Annotated in this window: 15 protein-coding genes; 7 read left to right on the top strand and 8 right to left on the bottom strand. The window is 73.3% G+C overall.

All coding sequences use genetic code 11. The annotated features are described in order from the left end of the window. Positions 1–41 precede the first annotated feature (41 nt). Both ACFYT4_RS12925 and ACFYT4_RS12920 read left to right on the top strand, forming a co-directional pair. Positions 42–1,517 (top strand): PLP-dependent aminotransferase family protein, encoded by a 1,476-nt coding sequence (locus ACFYT4_RS12925; RefSeq protein WP_389267630.1) that lies wholly within the window; start codon positions 42–44, stop codon positions 1,515–1,517. Between the two features lie 195 nt (positions 1,518–1,712). Then, complete coding sequence (locus ACFYT4_RS12920) at positions 1,713–3,251, top strand: GNAT family N-acetyltransferase (RefSeq protein WP_389267629.1); 1,539 nt, start codon at positions 1,713–1,715, stop codon at positions 3,249–3,251. Positions 3,252–3,399: 148 nt separating this feature from the next. Here ACFYT4_RS12920 and ACFYT4_RS12915 read toward each other — a convergent pair whose 3' ends face one another. Next, on the bottom strand, positions 3,400–4,629 hold the full coding sequence (locus ACFYT4_RS12915; protein ID WP_389267628.1) for a trans-sulfuration enzyme family protein: 1,230 nt from the start codon (positions 4,627–4,629) through the stop codon (positions 3,400–3,402). Positions 4,630–4,688: 59 nt separating this feature from the next. Between ACFYT4_RS12915 and ACFYT4_RS12910 the strand changes: the two genes are divergently transcribed. Together ACFYT4_RS12910 and ACFYT4_RS12905 are read left to right on the top strand one after the other, a co-directional pair. After that, positions 4,689–5,225 (top strand): Lrp/AsnC family transcriptional regulator, encoded by a 537-nt coding sequence (locus tag ACFYT4_RS12910; protein ID WP_389267627.1) that lies wholly within the window; start codon positions 4,689–4,691, stop codon positions 5,223–5,225. Between the two features lie 185 nt (positions 5,226–5,410). Next, entirely contained in the window at positions 5,411–7,093 is a 1,683-nt protein-coding gene (locus ACFYT4_RS12905; RefSeq protein ID WP_389267626.1) for a DUF885 domain-containing protein, read from the top strand. 278 nt (positions 7,094–7,371) lie between these two features. Here the strand turns inward: ACFYT4_RS12905 and ACFYT4_RS12900 are convergent, their stop codons facing one another. From ACFYT4_RS12900 to ACFYT4_RS12885, 4 genes are read right to left on the bottom strand one after another with little or no spacing between them, the layout of a single operon-like run. After that, positions 7,372–10,473, bottom strand: a complete 3,102-nt coding sequence (locus ACFYT4_RS12900; protein ID WP_389267625.1) for an AAA family ATPase — start codon at positions 10,471–10,473, stop codon at positions 7,372–7,374. Next, positions 10,470–10,682 (bottom strand): hypothetical protein, encoded by a 213-nt coding sequence (locus tag ACFYT4_RS12895; RefSeq protein WP_389267624.1) that lies wholly within the window; start codon positions 10,680–10,682, stop codon positions 10,470–10,472. Before ACFYT4_RS12895 ends, ACFYT4_RS12900 begins: the two co-directional genes overlap by 4 nt. Further along, on the bottom strand, positions 10,675–11,853 hold the full coding sequence (locus ACFYT4_RS12890; protein WP_389267623.1) for an exonuclease SbcCD subunit D: 1,179 nt from the start codon (positions 11,851–11,853) through the stop codon (positions 10,675–10,677). The genes ACFYT4_RS12895 and ACFYT4_RS12890 overlap by 8 nt, the downstream gene beginning before the upstream one ends. A gap of 60 nt (positions 11,854–11,913) precedes the next feature. Then, entirely contained in the window at positions 11,914–12,540 is a 627-nt protein-coding gene (locus tag ACFYT4_RS12885) for a YigZ family protein (protein ID WP_389267622.1), read from the bottom strand. A gap of 76 nt (positions 12,541–12,616) precedes the next feature. On the opposite strand from ACFYT4_RS12885, the gene ACFYT4_RS12880 reads away from it, so the two are divergent. Beyond that, the gene (locus tag ACFYT4_RS12880) at positions 12,617–13,024 is read left to right on the top strand and encodes a CoA-binding protein (RefSeq protein ID WP_389267621.1); all 408 of its coding nucleotides are present in this window, start codon (positions 12,617–12,619) and stop codon (positions 13,022–13,024) included. 23 nt (positions 13,025–13,047) lie between these two features. Here ACFYT4_RS12880 and ACFYT4_RS12875 read toward each other — a convergent pair whose 3' ends face one another. After that, complete coding sequence (locus ACFYT4_RS12875) at positions 13,048–13,602, bottom strand: YbaK/EbsC family protein (RefSeq protein WP_389267620.1); 555 nt, start codon at positions 13,600–13,602, stop codon at positions 13,048–13,050. A gap of 50 nt (positions 13,603–13,652) precedes the next feature. Next, positions 13,653–14,258: a helix-turn-helix domain-containing protein gene (locus ACFYT4_RS12870; RefSeq protein WP_389267619.1), complete on the bottom strand. Its 606-nt coding sequence runs from the start codon at positions 14,256–14,258 to the stop codon at positions 13,653–13,655. A gap of 62 nt (positions 14,259–14,320) precedes the next feature. Between ACFYT4_RS12870 and ACFYT4_RS12865 the strand changes: the two genes are divergently transcribed. After that, a complete protein-coding gene (locus ACFYT4_RS12865) occupies positions 14,321–15,187 on the top strand; it encodes an EamA family transporter (protein ID WP_389267743.1) in 867 nt (288 codons plus the stop codon). Positions 15,188–15,434: 247 nt separating this feature from the next. Here ACFYT4_RS12865 and ACFYT4_RS12860 read toward each other — a convergent pair whose 3' ends face one another. Then, positions 15,435–16,187: an acyltransferase gene (locus ACFYT4_RS12860; protein WP_389267618.1), complete on the bottom strand. Its 753-nt coding sequence runs from the start codon at positions 16,185–16,187 to the stop codon at positions 15,435–15,437. Positions 16,188–16,647: 460 nt separating this feature from the next. Here ACFYT4_RS12860 and ACFYT4_RS12855 point away from each other — a divergent pair, with 460 nt between their 5' ends. Beyond that, the gene (locus ACFYT4_RS12855; protein ID WP_389267617.1) at positions 16,648–18,432 is read left to right on the top strand and encodes an ATP-binding protein; all 1,785 of its coding nucleotides are present in this window, start codon (positions 16,648–16,650) and stop codon (positions 18,430–18,432) included. The last annotated feature ends 12 nt before the right edge of the window (positions 18,433–18,444 follow it).

Below are 18,444 nucleotides of genomic sequence, written 5' to 3'. Positions count from 1 at the left end.
GACGCTAGTGATGCGGGCGGTCCCCTTTAAGGTCCACCTTTATGACGTCATCGGGGACCACTTCACCGCTCGGCCCGGCGGACGCGGGCCGCCCCCCGGAGGAGAAATCCGCCGGAGCGGGGGCCGGCTTCTCCTGGGAGCTGCTCCTCCAGGCGGCGGGCGCACCGGCCCGTCAGCGCGGACGTGCGCTCCAGGCCGCGCTGCGGGACGCGGTCAGATCGGGCCGCCTGGCGGCGGGCACACGGCTGCCCTCCAGCAGGGAACTCGCCGCCGACCTCGGGGTCTCACGGGGCCTGGTCACGGAAGCCTACGAGCAGCTGACGGCGGAGGGGTATCTCCGCAGCGACCGCGGCTCGGGCACCTGGGTCGGGGCCGCGGCGCGCGCGGGAGTGCGTACGGCCCGGAATCTCGCGCCGCGCGCTCCGGGCACGCGGGTGGACTTCCGCGCGGGGACGCCCGATCTGTCACTGTTCCCGAGAGCGCCGTGGGCGGCGGCGCACAAGACCGTGCTCGGCCGGCTGCCGCACCGGGCGCTCGGCTATCCCGATCCGCGCGGGCTTCCCGAACTGCGGACCGCTCTCGCGTCCCTGCTCACCCGGCGGCGCGGTGTGGTGGCCGACCCGGAGCATCTGATCGTGTGCTCGGGCGTCACCCAGGCGACGACCCTGCTCGGCTCCGTCCTCCACGGCCACGGGGAGCGCTCGATCGGCGTGGAGGATCCGGGCAGCCCCGGCCACGGCCCCGTGTTCACCGGCGTCGGGCTGACGATGGTGCCGCTGCCGCTCGACGGCGAGGGGCTCGCGACCCAGCCGCTGCTCCGGTCCGGCGTTCGGGTGGTGATGACGACGCCCGCCCACCAGTTCCCCTCCGGAATCGCCTACTCCGCGAAGCGCCGGGCCGAACTCCTCGACTGGGCACGGTCGGTGGACGGGCTGATCGTCGAGGACGACTACGACGGGGACTTCCGCTACGACCGGGCCCCGGTGGGCGCGCTCCAGGGGCTCGATCCGGACCGGGTCGCGTACAGCGGTTCGGTGAGCAAGTCCCTCGCGCCGGGACTGCGGCTGGGCTGGCTGATCGTCCCCCGCCGGCTGATGGACGAGGTCGTCGAGCGCAAGCGGACCATGGATCTCGGCAACCCGGCGCTCGATCAGGCGCTGCTGGCCCACTTCATCGAACGCGGTGACTACGACCGGCAGTTGCGCCGCTGTCAGCGCGCCTACCGCGAGCGGCGGGACGTGCTGGTGAGCGCGCTGGCGGAGCACTTCCCGGGCACCGAGGTCAGCGGCATCGCCGCCGGGCTGCACATCATCGCGCGGCTCCCGGAGCGTTACGGACCCGAGGACCGCTTCCTCGCGGGCGCGGCGCGGGCCGGGGTCGCCGTGAGGACGCTGACCGCACACGAGCAGGTGCCGATGCCGGATCCCGGGGTGCGGCTGGTGCTGGGATACGCCCATCTGGTGCCGTCCGAGATCGTACGGGGCGTGGGGCTGCTGGCCGGGGAGACGGCGGGCTGAGACGCGGGGGTGCGCGGGGACTCGGCACGGCGGGGCGGGGGACGCCGTGGCGGCGGGCGGGCCGGGATCCGAACAGCCTCGGTCTCCCCGCCGGAAACAGGAAGGAAACAGCCCATAGCCACCCAGATAGCTACTTTACCCATCAGTCACACATCGTTCGTGATCACGCAATAGGCAACGGACACAGTGGGTGCCATGACTGATGTGACATCCGCGAAGAGTGCCCGCCGTCCGCACCGCTGGCGGCGGGATCTCGTCGAACTGGCGGCCGTGTTCACGGCGGTGGCCGTCGCCGACGTCGTCGCCAATCTGATCGGGCACACCCCCGACGGCCCGATGCTGCTCGTCGCCGCCGCCCTGGCGTTCGTGGCCACGGCCGCGTTCCACACATGGTGGGCACGGCACCACGGTCATGCGCCTCCGACCGCCGCGGGCAGCTCTCCCGGCACCGTTCCCGCGCCGGGTACCACCGCCGCGCCCCCGACCGCTCGGGGCACCGGCCCCGCACCCCGCCCGAACACGGACGACAACCCGGTGAGCAAGGCCGTCCAGAACGGCACGGACGACGGCACCGGTTCCGGGACCGGCTCCGGCCAGGGGGCCGACGGCAGAGGCGGTGCGCACGGCGAGCCCGAGCCGCGCGAGACGGTGCTCTGGCGGATGCGTACGACCGTCCGGGACGAGCCGGGCAGCCTCGCCGCGCTGTGCACCGCGCTCGCCCTTCTCCGTATCGACATCCTGACCCTCCAGACGCACCCGCTGGCCGAGGGAACGGTCGACGAGTTCCTGCTGCGCGTCCCCGCCGCCCTGGAGATCAGGCGGCTGACCAGGGAGGTCGCGGCTGCCGGTGGCAGCGGCACCTGGATCGAACGCGCCGACGCACACGACCTGGTCGACACCCCGACCCGGGTACTCGCTCTCGCCACCCGTACGGCACTGGACACCGCCGAACTGCCGCTCGCGCTGCGCCAGCTGCTCGGCCGCTGCTCCATCCACTCCCTCCCGGCGGTCTCGCTCACCGGCCGTCCCACCGGGGACCTCCCGCCCGAGGACGGCGTACTGGACGACACGGTGATGCGTCTGCGCGCCCCGGACGGTGGTGCGATCACCGTCGAGCGGCCCCATCTCCCCTTCACCCCGACGGAGTTCGCGCGGGCGAGGGCGCTGGTCGATCTGGACGCCCGGCTCGGGCCCCGCGTCCCGCGCGGCCGGCACGTCCTCACCCTGCCCGAAGGCAATGCGATCACCGTGCGCCGGGCCGACCAGAGCGATGCGGAGGCGGCCAAGGCGATGCAGGACCGCTGCTCGGAGCGGACACTCCGGCTGCGGTACCACGGGCCGACCGGCGACGCGCACCGCTATCTCGACCATCTCCTGAGCCCGCGCTACGGCCGGACGCTCGCCGTGCAGACGGTGTCCGGCCGTCTCGTCGGACTCGGCCATCTGCTCTGGGACGGGGACGAGACCGAGGTCGCTCTGCTCGTCGAGGACGACTGGCAGCGCCGCGGCATCGGCTCCGAGTTGCTGCGCCGACTGGTCGCGCTCGCCGGGGAGACCGGCTGCCGGAGCGTGTACGCGGTCACCCAGTCGTCGAACACCGGCATGGTCGCGGCGATGCGCGGCCTCGGTCTGCCCCTGGACTACCAGATCGAGGAAGGGACTCTGGTGATCACCGCCCGGCTGGAGGGCGCGGACGCGGCCGGTCTCCGCCGGTTCGAGCAGGCCGAGCGCTGAGCCCCGGCCCCGCCGCGGCGGGGCCGAGCGGGACCTGGCGGGGCCGGGCTGGACCGGGCCGACGCGCCGATGCCCCGGCGGGCGCCCGGCGCGCTTCCGGGCCCCGGCCGCCGGGATCCCGGACCGCGTCACCGGGATCCCGGACCGATCACGCGGTGAAGGTGTCGCCGACGGACTCGGCCGGGGCCGCGCTCCGGGAATCCGTGCGCGACACGACGGGAGAGGCGACACGGGAGGCGCCGAGGGCGGCATCGAGATCGAGCCAAAGGTCCTCGATGTCTTCCAGCCCCACCGACAGCCTGAGGAGACGTTCGCCGACGCCCGCCGCCTTCCGGTCCGTTTCGGCCACGATGCGGTGACTGATGGATGCCGGGTGCTGGATCAGGGTGTCCACGCTGCCGAGGCTCACCGCCGGTGTGATGAGGCGTACCCCCGCGATGACCCGGCGAGGGTCCCCGAGCACCTCGAAGGAGACCATCGCCCCGCCGATCCGCGGATAGTGGACCCGGGTGATCCGGGGGTCCGTGGCCAGCCGGGAGGCCAGTTCGGCGGCGGTGGCGGATGCGGCCCGGACCCGTACCGGCAGGGTGGACAGTCCGCGCAGCAGCAGATAGCCCGCCATCGGATGGAGAACACCCCCGGTCGCGAAGCGGACCTGCCGCAGCCGCCCCGCGAACTCCTCGTCGCAGGCGACGACCCCGCCCATCACATCGCCGTGGCCGCCCAGATACTTGGTCGCGCTGTGCAGCACGATCCGCGCGCCGTGCTCCAGCGGGCGCTGGAGCACGGGTGTGGCGAAGGTGTTGTCGACGAGCAGCGGCACCGAGCCGCAGGCGTGGCGCACGGCGTCGAGGTCGACCTCGGCCAGTGTCGGGTTGGCCGGTGTCTCGACGACGACGAGCCCGGTGTCGGGGCGTATCTCCGACGCGATCCCCGCCGGGTCCGTCCAGGTCACCTCCGTGCCCAGCAGCCCGGCGGCAAGCAGATGGTCGCTACATCCGTACAGGGGGCGGACCGCGACGACATGGCGCAGTCCCATGCTCGCCCGTACCAGCAGTACGGCGGTCAGCGCGGCCATCCCGCTGGCGAAGGCCACCGCGCTCTCGGCCCCTTCGAGCCGGGCGAGCGCCGTCTCGAAACGGGCGGTGGTCGGATTGTCCAGTCGCGCGTAGACGGGCGGGCCCTCCAGCCGCCCGCCGGAGGCGGCGAAGGCGTCGATGCGCTCGGCCTCGGCGGCGGCGTCGTACGACGGATAGGTGGTCGACAGGTCCAGCGGCGGCGCGTGCAGACCGAGCTGCGCGAGGTCCTCGCGTCCGGCGTGGACTGCTTCGGTGGCCAGCGCCCGGGATACGGGAGCGGCGAAGGCTGCTTTCTCCATGACCGCAGGGTGAACACCTACCGGGAAGTATCGGCCAATCTCCGTGTTACGTTCGGCAAATGACCGAATCCGTCGCGCTTGACCCGGTGGACCTGCGGATACTCCGCCTGCTGCAGAACGACGCCCGGACGACGTACCGGGAACTGGCGGCGGAAGTGGGAGTCGCCCCTTCCACCTGTCTCGACCGGGTGACACGGCTGCGGCGCTCGGGGGTGATCCTCGGGCACCGGCTGGCGCTGGATCCGGCGCGGCTCGGCCGGGGGCTGCAGGCACTGCTGTCCGTGCAGGTGCGCCCGCACCGCAGAGAGCTGATCAGCACGTTCGTGGAGCGGATCCGGGCGCTGCCGGAGTCACGGGCGCTCTTCCACCTCACCGGTCCCGACGACTACCTCGTGCATGTGGCCGTGGCGGACACGGCGGATCTCCAGCGGCTGGTGGTGGACGAGTTCACCTCGCACCGCGAAGTCGCCAGGGTGGAGACGCGGTTGATCTTCCAGCAGTGGGAGTGCGGCCCCCTGCTGCCGCCGGTGAAGGGCGACCGGCCGGGGACCGGCGAACGGCCGGCGGCGGACCGGTCCCCGGCCGGGGACCGCTGATCCGCCCGCCACCCGTCGGCCGCCGGCCATCAGCGGACCGTGGACTGCGGATCCATGGCCGTTGATCTTTGGCCACACTCTTTCCCAGGCCCGACCGGTCGACGACCGGCCACTGACGGCCACAGGACAGCCCGCCGATCCGGACGATGGTGACGCGGAGGCCCTCACTCATGGAGGATGTGTTCATGTCAGTAATTCCCAGCAGCCCGCTGCCCCGTCAGGTCGCCGACGCCTATGTCGACGCGCTCATCGAACTCGATCCCACCACCGGCACCTATCTGGGAGTCAAGGAGAGCGCCGGACGCCTCCCCGACTACTCCCCCGCCGGTCAGGAGGAGCGCGCGGCGCTCGCCCGGGACACTCTCGCCAGGCTCGACGAGGCCGAGAAGCTGCCCGGTGCCGACAGTGACGCGGAGCGGCGCTGCGGACGGCTGCTGCGGGAGCGGCTGACGGCCGAACTCGCCGTGCACGAGGCCGATGAGGGGCTGCGCACGGTGAGCAATCTGCACTCACCCGTCCACTCGGTGCGTGAGGTCTTCACGGTGACACCGACGGGAACCGACGAAGAGTGGGCCGCCGTCGCCCAGCGCCTGCGCGCGGTGCCGGACGCGCTGGAGGGCTATCGCGCGTCCCTGGAACTGGGCCTGGAGCGCAAGCTCTTCGGCGGCCCCCGGGCCACCCGGACGAACATCGGCCAGCTGACGGAGTGGATCGGCACCGACCGCAGCTGGTTCGAGGAGTTCGTCGCGGACGGCCCCGAGGCGCTGCGCGCCGAACTCGACGCGGCGGCCCGTACCGCCACCGGCGCCCTGACCGCGCTGCGGGACTGGATGCGCGAGGTGTACGCCCCGGCCGTCGCGGACGCTCCCGACACCGTGGGCCGTGAGCGCTACGCCCGCTGGTCGCGCTACTTCAACGGCACCGACCTCGATCTCGACGAGGCGTACGCGTACGGCTGGTCGGAGTACCACCGGCTGCTCACCGAGATGAAGGCGGAGGCGGACAAGATCCTTCCGGGCTCCGGCCCCTGGGAGGCGCTCGCGCACCTCGACGAGCACGGCCGCCATATCGAGGGCGTCGACGAGGTCCGCGTCTGGCTCCAGGAGCTGATGGACGAGGCGATCGAGGCGCTGGACGGCACCCACTTCGAACTCGCCGAGCAGGTACGCAGGGTGGAGTCCCGCATCGCTCCTCCGGGCAGTGCCGCCGCCCCCTACTACACCAGCCCCTCCGAGGACTTCTCCCGGCCCGGCCAGACCTGGCTGCCGACCATGGGCGCCACCCGCTTCCCGGTGTACGACCTGGTGTCGACCTGGTACCACGAGGGGGTACCCGGCCATCATCTCCAGCTCGCGCAGTGGGTGCACGTCGCGGACCAGCTCTCCCGCTACCAGGCGACGGTCGGCGGGGTCAGCGCCAACTGCGAGGGCTGGGCGCTGTATGCGGAGCGGCTCATGGACGAGCTGGGCTTCCTGCCCGACCCGGAGCGCCGGCTCGGCTATCTCGACGCCCAGATGATGCGGGCCTGCCGGGTCATCGTGGACATCGGCATGCACCTGGGGCTGGAGATCCCGGCGGATTCGCCGTTCCACCCGGGTGAGCACTGGACGCCCGAGTTGGCGCAGGAGTTCTTCGGCAACCACAGCGGACGTCCCGCGGACTTCGTGGAGAGCGAGCTGACGCGCTATCTGTCGATGCCCGGCCAGGCCATCGGCTACAAGCTCGGTGAACGGGCCTGGCTCCTGGGGCGCGAGAACGCCCGCAAGGCGCACGGCGACGCGTTCGACGCGAAGGCGTGGCACATGGCCGCGCTGTCGCAGGGCTCCCTGGGCCTCGACGATCTGGTCGACGAGCTGTCGAAGCTCTGACGGCGAGCACGCGGCCGGGCTGGTCAAGGGCCCGGCCGCCCTCGCCCGTCGACACCGGACAGGCGGGAACCGGTCTTCCGGGCCGATGCCCCGGGCGTCGCGGCCCGTCCGGACATCGGCGCGGAAGGCCGCGTACGCACGCGGGCTGGTCCGTCCCCGCAAAAGGCCGCGGCAGGGCTGCGGACGGGCGGGACCCGCGCCGACGGACCGGGAGCCGGTCCGCCCGTGTGGGACCGGCCTGCCCCGGCTGCCCTGCGGACGGCCGGGGCGGGGCCCGGTCAGCCGCTGAGCGGAGCCGTCCGCAGCCGGACCACCGAGCCGTGCCGCTCCTTGACGACTTCGAGCTGGGTGGGGATACGCCGGCGCAGATCGGCGACATGGCTGACGATGCCGACGCTGCGGTCCCGTTCGCGCAGGGAGTCGAGCACGTCGAGGACCTCGTCCAGGGTCTGCTCGTCGAGGCTGCCGAAACCCTCGTCGATGAACAGGGTGTCCAGTCGTACCCCTCCGGCCTCGTCCGTGACGACGTCGGCGAGGCCGAGCGCCAGCGCCAGGCTGGCGAAGAAGGTCTCACCGCCGGAGAGGGTCGCCGTGTCGCGCTCGCGGCCGGTCCAGGAGTCGACGACATGGAGCCCGAGCCCGGCGCGCTTTCCTCCGGCACGCGCGTCGGAGTGCACCAGGGTGTACCGGCCGGCGGACATCCGCTGGAGCCGTACGGTGGCCGCCGTCGCGACCTGTTCGAGACGGGCGGCCAGGACGTACGACTCCAGGCGCATCCGGCGTCCGTTGTCGGCGGAGGTGCCCGCGGTCAGAGCGGCGAGCCGGGCCACCCGGTCGTACTCCTCGCGCAGCGGGCCGAGCCCCAGGATCTCGGCGGCCGCCTCACGCGACAGCCGGGTGAGCTCGGCACAGCGCTCGCGGGCGGCGGCCAGCACGGAGTTGGCGTCGCGGAGAGCGCGCTCGGCGGTGTCGTACGCCGCCTGCGCGGCCGCGACATCGGCGGGGGGCTGATCCGCGGCGGCGCGGGCGTCCCGCTCGGCGAGACGGTCGGCGACCGCGGCGGCCTCCGTCTGCCAGGCGTCGATACGGCGCTGGAAGTCGCGGTGCTCCCCGTCGTCCAGCAGGGCTTCCGCGACCGCCCCCGGGGTGTCGAAGCCGGCCCGGTACGCGGCGTCGGAGAGCCGGGCGTCGGCCTCCTTCAGGCTTCGCGCGGTGAGGTCGTGGGCGCGAACGGCCTCGGCGGCGTCGGCGAGCAGCTTCGCCCGGCGCTCCAGTACGGCGGCGTGTTCGGCGACACTCCGCTCGCCCCCACGCGCGCGCTCCAGTTCCCGGCCGAGCCCGGCCTGTTCACGGTCGAGCGCTTCCCGGGCCGAGGTGCGCGCGGCCACCCTCTGCTCGGCCAGCTGAAGCGCCGAGACCCGCTTCTCGTGCTCGCGCTCGGCGCGGTCGAGAGCCTCCCGGGCGGCGTGCGTCCCGGAGGCGAGCTCATGGGCCTCGCGATGCTCCCTCTCCAGCTGCCGTACAAGGGAGTCCAGTTCACCGGCCTCGGGGTCCTGGTCCGTGACGACGGCTCCGCCGGTGGCCTGCCCGTCCTCCGGCACCCGCCGGGTCCCCGTCTCCTCGTCCTGCCCCGCTTCCCCGCCCTCCCGGGCCTCCTGGGCCGCGGTCGCCAGGGCCTCCCGTACGACGGCCAGTTCCCGTGCGGCGGCGGACTTCGCCTCGTCCGCGCGGGTGTAGTGCTCGTAGGCCGCGTCCTCGTCGGCGGGCGCGACCTGGTCCTTCAGGGCAGGGGCCGGTTCGGGGTGCTCCGCGGAGCCGCAGACCGTGCAGGGCCGACCGGGGACGAGGGCGGCCGCCAGCTCCGCCGCCATCCCCAGCAGACGGCGCTCCTTGAGGTCGAGCCAGCTCTCCCGGGCCTCCACCGCCCGGTCGCGGGCCTCGCGCAGATCTTCCTCGGCCGTGAGCGCACGGGCCGTGAGGCGGTCCCGCTCGCGCGCCGCGCGCAGTCTGCGGCGGGCGGGGTCGAGCCGGCCGGCGAGGTGCTCGGCGCGGGTGGCCGCCTCCTGGGCGGCGGTGACGCGCTCCTGGTGGCCGTGGCGGAGGGTGTCCCAGCCCGCGAGCCAGCCCTCGGCGTCCTGGAGGATCTCCTCGTCGGCCCGGGCCTGGCGGTCGAGTTCGGCGCGCTCGCGGGTGATCTCCTCGCTGCGCCGCTCGGCGCGGCGCGCGGCGTCGAGCCCCCCGAGGTCCTGGCGGAGCCGCCGCTCCAGCTCCGTGAGCTGGGCCGCGCCCGCGTCGACGAGGTCGGGCGGCAGCGCCGCGCGTACCCGCTCCAGGGCGGCGGCCGCGGTGCGGTGGTCGTCCTCGGCGTCGTCCCGGAGCTTCAGCTCGGGGCTCACCCGCTCGGCCTTGCGGGCTCGGTCCAGCCGGGCCTGGAGCGCCTCGGACTCGGGCTGCCGCTCCTCCAGTGTCGCGCGGCGGCGCCGGGCGTCCTCGTACCGCCGCTGCAGCCCGTCCCGTTCGCGCTCGCCGTCCAGCGCGGACCGCGCGGCGGACTGGCGGCTCCCGGTGGCGGCGAGGGCGCATTCGGCCACGGTCAGTTGCTCCCGCGCGCCCGAGCGGGCGACGGCCGCCCACTCCAGTACGGCATCGGCGAGCCCCGGTTCCCCCGGGTGCTGTGCGGGCGGCGGCCAGTCACCGGCCGCCGGGCCCGCCGCCTGCTCGATCTTGTGCGCGATCGCCAGAAGGCGCTCGTCACCGGTTCTCACCCGTGCTTCCGCCGCCCGTCGGCGGTCCGCGAGGCGCTCCTCGACGGCGGCGAACCGCCGGGTGTCGAAGAGGCGGCCGAGGAGCCTTCCACGGGCTTCGGCGTCGGCGCGCAGAAAGCGGGCGAAGTCGCCCTGCGGCAACAGCACGACCTGGCAGAACTGGTCACGGCTCATCCCGACGAGTTGGGTGATCTCCTCGCCGATCTCCTGATGGGAGCGGCTCAGCGCCCGCCATGCGCCGCTCTCCGCGTCGTACTCGCGCAGCCGGCACTGGGCCCGCTCGGTGGTGAAGCCCTTGCCGTTCTTCTTGGGGCGGGGCTGGGCAGGGCTGCGGGTGATCTCCAGCCGCCGTCCCGCGACGGTCAGGTCGAGCAGTACCTCGGTGAGGGTGCCGGACTCGGCGTGGTCGCTGCGCAGGGAGGCGCCGGGAGCCTGCCGGGCGCCGGGCACGGCCCCGTACAGCGCGAAGCACACGGCGTCGAGCACCGAGGTCTTGCCCGCGCCCGTCGGCCCGTGGAGCAGGAAGATCCCGTCGGCGGCCAGGGTGTCGAAGTCCACCTCCTGCACGGCTCCGAAGGGGCCGAAGGCGGTGAGGGACAGCCGGTGGAGTCTCACCCGGCCACCTCGCACGCAACCCCGACGGGCACAGGCCCGACCGGCACGGCCCCGGCCGCCACCCGCCCGGCCCCGACGGCTTCCGCGCCCGCGAGGACGGCGCGGACCGGCCCCGCCCCCACCGGCACAGCCCCCACCAGCACCGCGCCGCCCGGCACGGCTCCGGCGACATCGCCGGAACCGCCCGCCCCCTCCGTGGATTCACCCACGCCGAACCGCCCCCTCGTTCACGGTCTCCGCCACCCGTACGTCGTCGAACGCCGCCCGCAGGACGGTGCGCTCCCGCTCGTCCGGACCGGTGCCGCCGCGCACATGCGCGACGAAGTCCTCCGCGACCTGCTGGTCGCTGCGCCCCTTCAGCCGCTGTGCGTACGACGCGGCGGCCCGGCCGTCGGGGGTGCGCTCGGGCTCGAAGACCAGGCTCAGCGTGTGCGGAAAGCGGGCGCCGAGCCGCGCCATCGGGTCGGACGGACGGACCGCGTCCGTGAGCGTCGCCTCGACGAACGACCGCTCGTGCCGGTCGAGCGCCGGGTCGTCGAGCAGGGCGTCGAGCGTGCCGCGCAGCCGGGCGAGCGGCCGGGGCACGGGGCAGTCGACGCGCTCGGCGCGGATCCCCCCGTCGGCGCCGAGGTCGACGAGCCACATGGTCTTGCGGTGGGCGGCCTCGGAGAAGGAGTAGGCGAGGGGCGATCCGGAGTAGCGCACGCGGTCGGTGAGGGTCTGGCAGCCGTGCAGATGCCCGAGGGCCACATAGTCCACGCCGTGGAAGACCTCGGCGGGCACGGCCGAGACGCCGCCGACGGTGATGTCCCGCTCGCTGTCGCTCACCCGGCCACCGGCGACGAAGGCATGGGCGAGGACCAGGGAGCGGGTGCCCGCCGGACGGGTCGCGAGGTCGGCCCGCACGCGGTCCATCGCGGCACCGAGCACGGCCTCGTGGCGGGCCTTGTCCGTCTTGAACTCGTCCTTCACCAGGGCCGGTTCCAGATACGGCAGTCCGTAGCACACCACGTCGCCGTGGCGGTCGGAGAGCACCACCGGGGTGTCGCTGGCCGCGGGATCGGTGCGCAGATGGATTCCGGCGCGCTCGATCAGCCCGGCCCCGACGCCCAGCCGCCGCGCCGAGTCGTGGTTGCCCGAGATCATCACGGTCGGCACGCCCTCGGCGGCGAGGCGGTGCAGCGCGTCGTCGTACAGCCGCACCGCGGCGAGCGGGGGCACGGCCCGGTCGTAGACGTCTCCCGCCACCAGCACCGCGTCCACCTCGTGCTCGCGCACCGTCGCCACCAGGTGGTCGAGGAAGGCGGCCTGGGCGTCGAGCATGCTCACCCGGTGGAGCGAACGCCCCAGGTGCCAGTCCGACGTATGCAGGAATCTCATGATCCCCGAGAGTAACGGCGGGGTCTGACAACGCGTGGGGCTTCGGAGGTTCCGGTGGAATCAGGCGTCCCCATACGCCTCACCACCCAACTCCAGCACCGCTGTTCCCGCGGTGATATCGGCCAGCCAGGCGCGGAAGGCGTCGACGTCGGCGTCGGGCAGCCCGATCTCGATGGTGACGTTCTCCTCATACCGGACATCACGCACGGCGCGGCCGGTGGCCCGGAGATCGTTCTCCAGTTTTCCCGCCCGCTGGTGGTCGACGGTGACGGTGGCGAGCCGGAAGCGCTGCCGGGTGAGGGTGCCCAGCGCGTCGAGAGCCTCGCCGACCACTCCCCCGTACGCCCGGATCAGCCCGCCGGCGCCGAGTTTGACCCCGCCGTAGTACCGGGTGACGACGGCCACGGCGTAGCGGATGTCACGACGCATCAGCATCTGGAGCATGGGCACCCCGGCGGTGCCGCCCGGTTCGCCGTCGTCGCTCGCCTTCTGCACGGAGGCGTCGGCGCCGATGACGTAGGCGAAGCAGTTGTGGGTGGCGGCCGGGTGCTCCCTGCGGACACGGGCGACGAACGCCTGCGCCTCCTCCTCGGTCGCGGCGGGTGCGAGCGCGCAGATGAAGCGCGATCTGCTGATCTCGGTCTCGTGGACACCCTCGCGGGCGACCGTCCGGTACTGCTCCTGCATCCGACCACCCTATGCATCACCCGTACGAGTGCACGCGGAGGGGAATGGTCCGTACGGGTCGCCCGTTGTCGAAGGTATGTACGCAGACAGTGAGACGATCCGCAGGATTCTGACCTCGACGGGCGACACGTGGGCGGTGGTCGGCCTGTCCGACAACGCGTCACGGGCGGCGTACGGGGTCGCGCGAGTCCTCCAGCGCTTCGGCAAGCGCGTGGTGCCGGTCCACCCCAAGGCCGAGACCGTCCACGGCGAGCAGGGTTACGCGACGCTCGCGGACATCCCCTTCGACGTCGACGTGGTCGATGTGTTCGTCAACTCCGGCCTCGCCGGTCCGGTCGCCGACGAGGCCGTGTCGATCGGCGCGAAGGCGGTCTGGTTCCAGCTGGACGTGATCGACGAGGAGGCGTACGAGCGCACCCGCGCGGCCGGGCTCGACATGGTCATGGACCGCTGCCCCGCGATCGAGATTCCGCGACTGGGCTGAAGCCCCGGGGCAGGGTCACCGGCTCAGACGCCGAGGCCGTCCAGGACCACCGCGCCCGGCAGCGCGGTGAACGCCTTGCCGGGCACGATGAGTTTTCCGCGCCGGCTTCCGCTGCCGATGAGCACCCAGGGCATGTCGACCACGAGGGAGTCCACCAGCAGCGGCCAGCCGGCGGGCAGGCCGATGGGGGTGATCCCGCCGTACTCCATGCCGGTCTCCCCGACGGCCGTGTCCATCGACGCGAACGACGCCTTGCGGGCGCCCAGCTGTCTGCGGACGACTCCGTTGACGTCGACGCGCGCACTGGAGGGGACGAGGCAGCCCGCGAGCGTGGTCTCGCCGCCGCGCTTTCCCGCGACGACGACGCAGTTCGCCGAGCAGTCGAGGAGTTCGCGTCCGTGGTGCTCGACGAAGGCGGCCGTGTCCGCGATCCGCGGATCGGTGTCGACGTAGATCAGTTGCTCGGCGGGCACGGCGCCGGACCAGGCGCGTACGGCACCGACGACGGGCGCGGTCAGCAGATCGAGGCAGTCGGCGGCGGGGCGGGCGTCGTCGAAGGCGCCGAGGGGAGCGTGCATACACGTCACGCTAACAGCGGCGCGCACCGACTCCGCGAGGGCGGGGCGGTTCAGCGCACGGGCGGTACCGAGACCGTCATGGTCATCGTCACCGTCTCCTCGCCGTCGTTGCGGTACATGTGCGGGACATTCGCCTCGAAGGCCGCCGAAGCGCCCGCCCCCACGGAGTGCTCCACACCGTCCACGACGAGCGTGAGCACACCCGCGGTGACATGGAGGAGTTCGACGGTGCCGCCGGGGTGCGGATCGGAGCCGCTGCCCTCGCCGGGCATCAGCCGCCAGCTCCACATCTCCAGCGGGCCGGGCTTCTCCGTGCCGATCAGCAGTCTGCTGAAACTGCCGGCGGGCGTGGTCCACAGCCGTACGGCCCCTTCGGGCGGGACCAGCCGGACCTGCGGGCCCCGTTCGTAGTCGAGGAGCGTGGTGATGCTGACGCCGAGCGCGTCGGCGAGCTTCACCGTGGTCCCCACACTCGGGTTCGTCCGCGCCTGCTCGATCTGGATGATCATTCCACGGCTCACCCCGGCCCGGGCGGCGAGGGCGTCGAGCGTAAACCCCCGCTCACCGCGCCAGCGCTTGAGATTGCGGGCGAGCGACTGAGTCAACTGGTCGAGGTCCGACACATTCCGTCCATTGGAGTGAATGACAGAGTCCATTATCTTGCACTACGGTGTGGTGCACCCAATTGTTCAACGCACTGTACTGCGAGGTCTTCCCCATGGTCGCACTGCTCGCGCTGGCCACCGCCCTGCTCTGGGGACTGGCCGACTTCGGCGGCGGCCTGCTGACCCGCCGCATACCGGCCGCCACGGTCGTCGTCGCCTCCCAGGCGATCGCGGCGGTCGTTCTCGGCGTGATCGTGATCGCCACGAGCGCGTGGCGGGAGGCGGGACCCCAGCTCTGGTACGCGGTGGCGGCGGGCGCCGTCGGCCCGGTGGCGCTCCTCTGTTTCTACCGTGCCCTCGCCCTGGGGCCCATGGGGGTCGTCTCGCCGCTCGGCTCCGTGGGGGTGGCCGTGCCGGTCTGCCTCGGCCTGCTCCTCGGGGAGCGGCCCGGAGTCCTGCAGTTCGCGGGGATCGGGGTGGCCGTGGCGGGCATCGTCCTCGCGGGCGGGCCCGAGCTGCGCGGTGCGCCCGTGCAGCGGCAGGCGATCGCGCTCACCCTGACCGCCGCCTTCGGCTTCGGCGCGGTGATGGCGCTGATCGCCGAGGCGTCGTCCACCGTCACCGGGCTGTTCCTCTCGCTCTTCGTCCAGCGTGTCACCAATGTCGTCATCGGCGCCGCGGCGCTCTGCGTCTCGGTGCGGCGCGGCGGGCGGGCCCTGCCGCAGGAAGGCGGGATGCGGGTGATCCGGGCCGCGTTCCTGCCGCTCGCGTTCGTGGGGCTTGCGGACGTGGCGGCCAACGGTCTGTACGCGCTGGCCGCGCAGGCCGGTCCCGTCACCGTCGCGGCGGTCCTGGCGAACCTCTACCCGGTGGTAACGGTGCTCGCCGCGCTCGTCCTGCTCAGAGAACGATTGCGGGTGATCCAGGCGACCGGCGCGGGGCTCGCGCTGGTGGGCACGGTCCTGCTGGCCACCGGCTGACCGGGCGGTCCCGTGAGCGCCGACTCCGGGCCGGCCGTGACCGCGTGCCGCTCGGCCCGCCGGCCTCCCCGGCCACGGGAGCGCCCCGCCCCGTGGAGGCATCGGCTCCGACGGTGACCACGGAAGCGGTGCCCCCGGGCGCCGCACTTTTCCCCGGGCCCGCCTCGGGGGTCCCCGGCCGAACGCCCGAGACGGGTGGGGCCGGACACCGGCCGTCCGGGCGGACCCCGCTGGCCCGCCCGTGCCGTCAGCCCTCCGCCCGCTTCTCCAGCTCCGCGAGAGCGAGCAGCTGCTCCGAAGTGATGCCGTCCGGAATCGGCACGGGAGCGGGCGTCCTCAGGGGCGGCTCCCAGCCGCGGACCGGATCCCAGCTCCGTACGACCCGGGCCGGAGCCCCCGCCACCACCGAGTGGTCGGGCACGACTCCCCGTACGACCGCGCCCGCCGCGACCACGACATTGCGGCCGAGGCGCGCGCCGGGCAGGACCACGGCCCCGGCGCCCAGCCAGCAGCCGGGTCCGATCTCGACCTCCTCGGTGCGCGGCCACTGCCTGCCCACCGGCTCGTGCGGATCGTCGTAGCTGTGATTGGTCGACGTGATGTAGACATACGGACCGCAGTACGTATCCGGGCCGATGGTCACCCGGGTGTCGGCGACGACATGGCTGCCGCGGCCGAGGACCACACCGTTCCCCACGGTCAGGACGGGTTCGGCACCCAGATCCAGCCCGGGCATCATGCCCGCCGTGAGGGTCACCTGTTCGGCGATCACGCAGTGGTCGCCCAGCTCGATCCACGGCTCCCCGAACACCGTGCCCTGCGGAAACGCCAGCCGCGTGCCCTCGCCCAGGCTGCGGAAGCGCAGCCGCCCGGGGTGCTCGGCCGTGACGGCGCCCGCCTCCTGCGCCCAGCGCCAGGCCCGGTGGACCGTGCGGGTCAGCACCCCTCGCCACCAGGCGGAAGGCGCCGAGAATGAGAACGTGTTTCTGTTCTTGGGCACCCACTCACGGTAGTCCGCCGGACCCCCGGGGGCGGGGGCCCACCGCTGTGATGTTCACCCCATGGGCACACCACCCTCGGACCGGATGGCCGAAAACCATCGCTTCCTCGCCCGATCGGGCCACTTCAGCGGTGAACTCCGGCCACTTTCGTCGCATCCGCCACTCTGTTTCCCACAGCGTCCACCACTTCTAGCAGCCACCCTGACAAAACCGCTCAGGGTTCACCGCTTACCACGATCCCCGACCCGGCACAGTGACTTCGGGACTAAGTCCTCCATTCTGTGGGGAGTCCGTGCTGAGCGGGCGCTCCGGGAGTGGCCCGTGACTAGCATGAGCGCCACATAAGTGCGGAAGATCACCGTCAACCTCCGGTGCCCGCCCCTGTGTTCGGCCGATGCCCGCCGGTCGGCCCGTCCGAACTCCCTGGATCTCCCCGGACTTCGAGCAGCGAGGGACCGCATGTCCGTGCCAGTCGCACCGAACCCGCACCGGATACGAACACCACGGCCCGTGCCGCTCGCCGTTCCGCTGGCCTCGGTCGCGGTGGCGGCGGCGGCCGGTGGCGCGGCGGTGGCGGCGGCTCCGGACCCGGCCCGGGCCTGGGTGGCGGTCACGCTCGCGGTCGCCTGGGCATGGGTGGCCGTGACGGTCGCCGTGGCCGCCCTCGGCTCGCGCAGACTGCGGACCGCCGCGATCGCGGCGGACGGCGAACTCCGGGCCCTCCAGACGCAGTCCGCGCAGTCGGGCGCGGAAGCCGCCCATCTGGTGAACGTCACGCTCCCCTCGGTCGTCAAACGGCTGCGTGACGGCGAGAGTTCCGACAACGTCCTCGCCAGCACGTCCCCGCCCGCCGACGGGCAACTGCGGCTGGTGCTCCAGAGGTTCACCACCGAGCTCGCCGCCTGCGAGCAGCATGCCAGGACCGCGAGCGCCGCCGGGGCGAGCGCGGTGCAGCGGCTTGCGCGGTCGGCCGACGATCTGGACCGGCTGACGGCCCGGACTCTGCCCGCGGCGATCGAGCGGCTGCGCTCCGGCGCGTCCGCCGACACCGCCCTGGCCGCGCTCGAACAGCCCGACGACGCCCGGCTGCGGGTGATCCTGGACTCGATCGTGCGGGAGTTCGCGCTCAGTGAGAGGCGGGCCTCGGCCGCCATGGGCGCGAGCGCCAAGACCCTCAGCCGGGTGCAGGCGAAGGCCGTCACCATGCTCGCCGATCTGCGTGACATGCAGGATCGTTATGGCGAGGACGTGTTCGGCGACCTGCTCAAGCTCGACCACAACACCTCGCAGCTCGGGCTGCTGACCGACCGGCTGGCCCTGCTGATGGGCGGCCGGGCGAGCCGTACCTGGAACAAGCCGATCGGCATGGAGAGCATCCTGCGCGGCGCGGTCGGCCGGATCGCCTCCTACCGGCGGGTCCGGCTGCACTCCTCCAGTACGGTGTCGGTCGCCGGGTACGCGGCCGAGGGTGTGATGCATCTGCTGGCCGAGCTCATCGACAACGCCGCGAACTTCTCTCCGCCGATCGACGAGGTCCATGTCTACGTCGAGGAGCGCACGGCCGGCCTGGTCGTCACCGTCGAGGACAGCGGACTGAAGATGACCGGCCCGGCGCTGCGGCGCGCCGAGGAGGCCGTTTCGGCGAAGGTCACCGACCTCGCCCGGCTCCGCAGTACCCGGATCGGGCTCGTGGTGGTCGGCATGCTGGCCGCCAAGTACAACATGACCGTCAACTTCCGGCCCTCCTCCAGGGGCGGCACCGGGGTCGTGGTGCTGTTCCCGCCGCAGCTCCTGCACCAGTCGCGGGGCATCCGGGCCGAGCCCTCCGGGCGCCCCGCCAACGGAACCGGCACGGCCACCGGCGCGGCGGCGGGCACCGGCACGACGGCACGCCCCGAAGACGCCTCCCCGGGCCACGGCCCCGCTCCGGGCGCGTACTCCGCCGACTCCGCTCCCGCGACGACCCCGACCGCACCGCCCGCCCCCGTCTTCCCGCCGGGGAACACCCCCCGGGTCGCGACGCCGAACGGACTGCCCGTACGCCCCCGGGGGCGCACCATGGCCGCCGCCGACCGGGGCAGGACGGACGCCGAGGGCACCGGAGCGCGGGGGCTGCCCCGGCAGCGGGACGCCGGAACGCAGTTCGGGGCCTTCCACCGCTCACGCAAGCCGCGGAACGACCACCCGGTCCACGGTGAACAGCGCGATCACGACGGCACCCCGGACGGACCCCCGCAGGAGTAGCGGAGGCGGGCC

This window comes from Streptomyces sp. NPDC004609, from assembly GCF_042873655.1.
Taxonomy (GTDB): domain Bacteria; phylum Actinomycetota; class Actinomycetes; order Streptomycetales; family Streptomycetaceae; genus Streptomyces.
Note: the sequence above shows the minus strand (reverse complement) of the source record. Positions and strands in the feature narration are given on the sequence as shown.

Bases quoted from the DNA above. Each gene is read 5' to 3' on its own strand.
- ACFYT4_RS12870 (WP_389267619.1), bottom strand. From the start codon at position 14,258: ATGGACTCTGTCATTCACTCCAATGGACGGAATGTGTCGGACCTCGAC.
- ACFYT4_RS12885 (WP_389267622.1), bottom strand. From the start codon at position 12,540: ATGCAGGAGCAGTACCGGACGGTCGCCCGCGAGGGTGTCCACGAGACC.
- ACFYT4_RS12875 (WP_389267620.1), bottom strand. From the start codon at position 13,602: ATGCACGCTCCCCTCGGCGCCTTCGACGACGCCCGCCCCGCCGCCGAC.
- ACFYT4_RS12880 (WP_389267621.1), top strand. From the start codon at position 12,617: ATGTACGCAGACAGTGAGACGATCCGCAGGATTCTGACCTCGACGGGC.
- ACFYT4_RS12855 (WP_389267617.1), top strand. From the start codon at position 16,648: ATGTCCGTGCCAGTCGCACCGAACCCGCACCGGATACGAACACCACGG.
- ACFYT4_RS12925 (WP_389267630.1), top strand. From the start codon at position 42: ATGACGTCATCGGGGACCACTTCACCGCTCGGCCCGGCGGACGCGGGC.
- ACFYT4_RS12910 (WP_389267627.1), top strand. From the start codon at position 4,689: ATGACCGAATCCGTCGCGCTTGACCCGGTGGACCTGCGGATACTCCGC.
- ACFYT4_RS12865 (WP_389267743.1), top strand. From the start codon at position 14,321: ATGGTCGCACTGCTCGCGCTGGCCACCGCCCTGCTCTGGGGACTGGCC.
- ACFYT4_RS12890 (WP_389267623.1), bottom strand. From the start codon at position 11,853: ATGAGATTCCTGCATACGTCGGACTGGCACCTGGGGCGTTCGCTCCAC.
- ACFYT4_RS12920 (WP_389267629.1), top strand. From the start codon at position 1,713: ATGACTGATGTGACATCCGCGAAGAGTGCCCGCCGTCCGCACCGCTGG.
- ACFYT4_RS12915 (WP_389267628.1), bottom strand. From the start codon at position 4,629: ATGGAGAAAGCAGCCTTCGCCGCTCCCGTATCCCGGGCGCTGGCCACC.
- ACFYT4_RS12905 (WP_389267626.1), top strand. From the start codon at position 5,411: ATGTCAGTAATTCCCAGCAGCCCGCTGCCCCGTCAGGTCGCCGACGCC.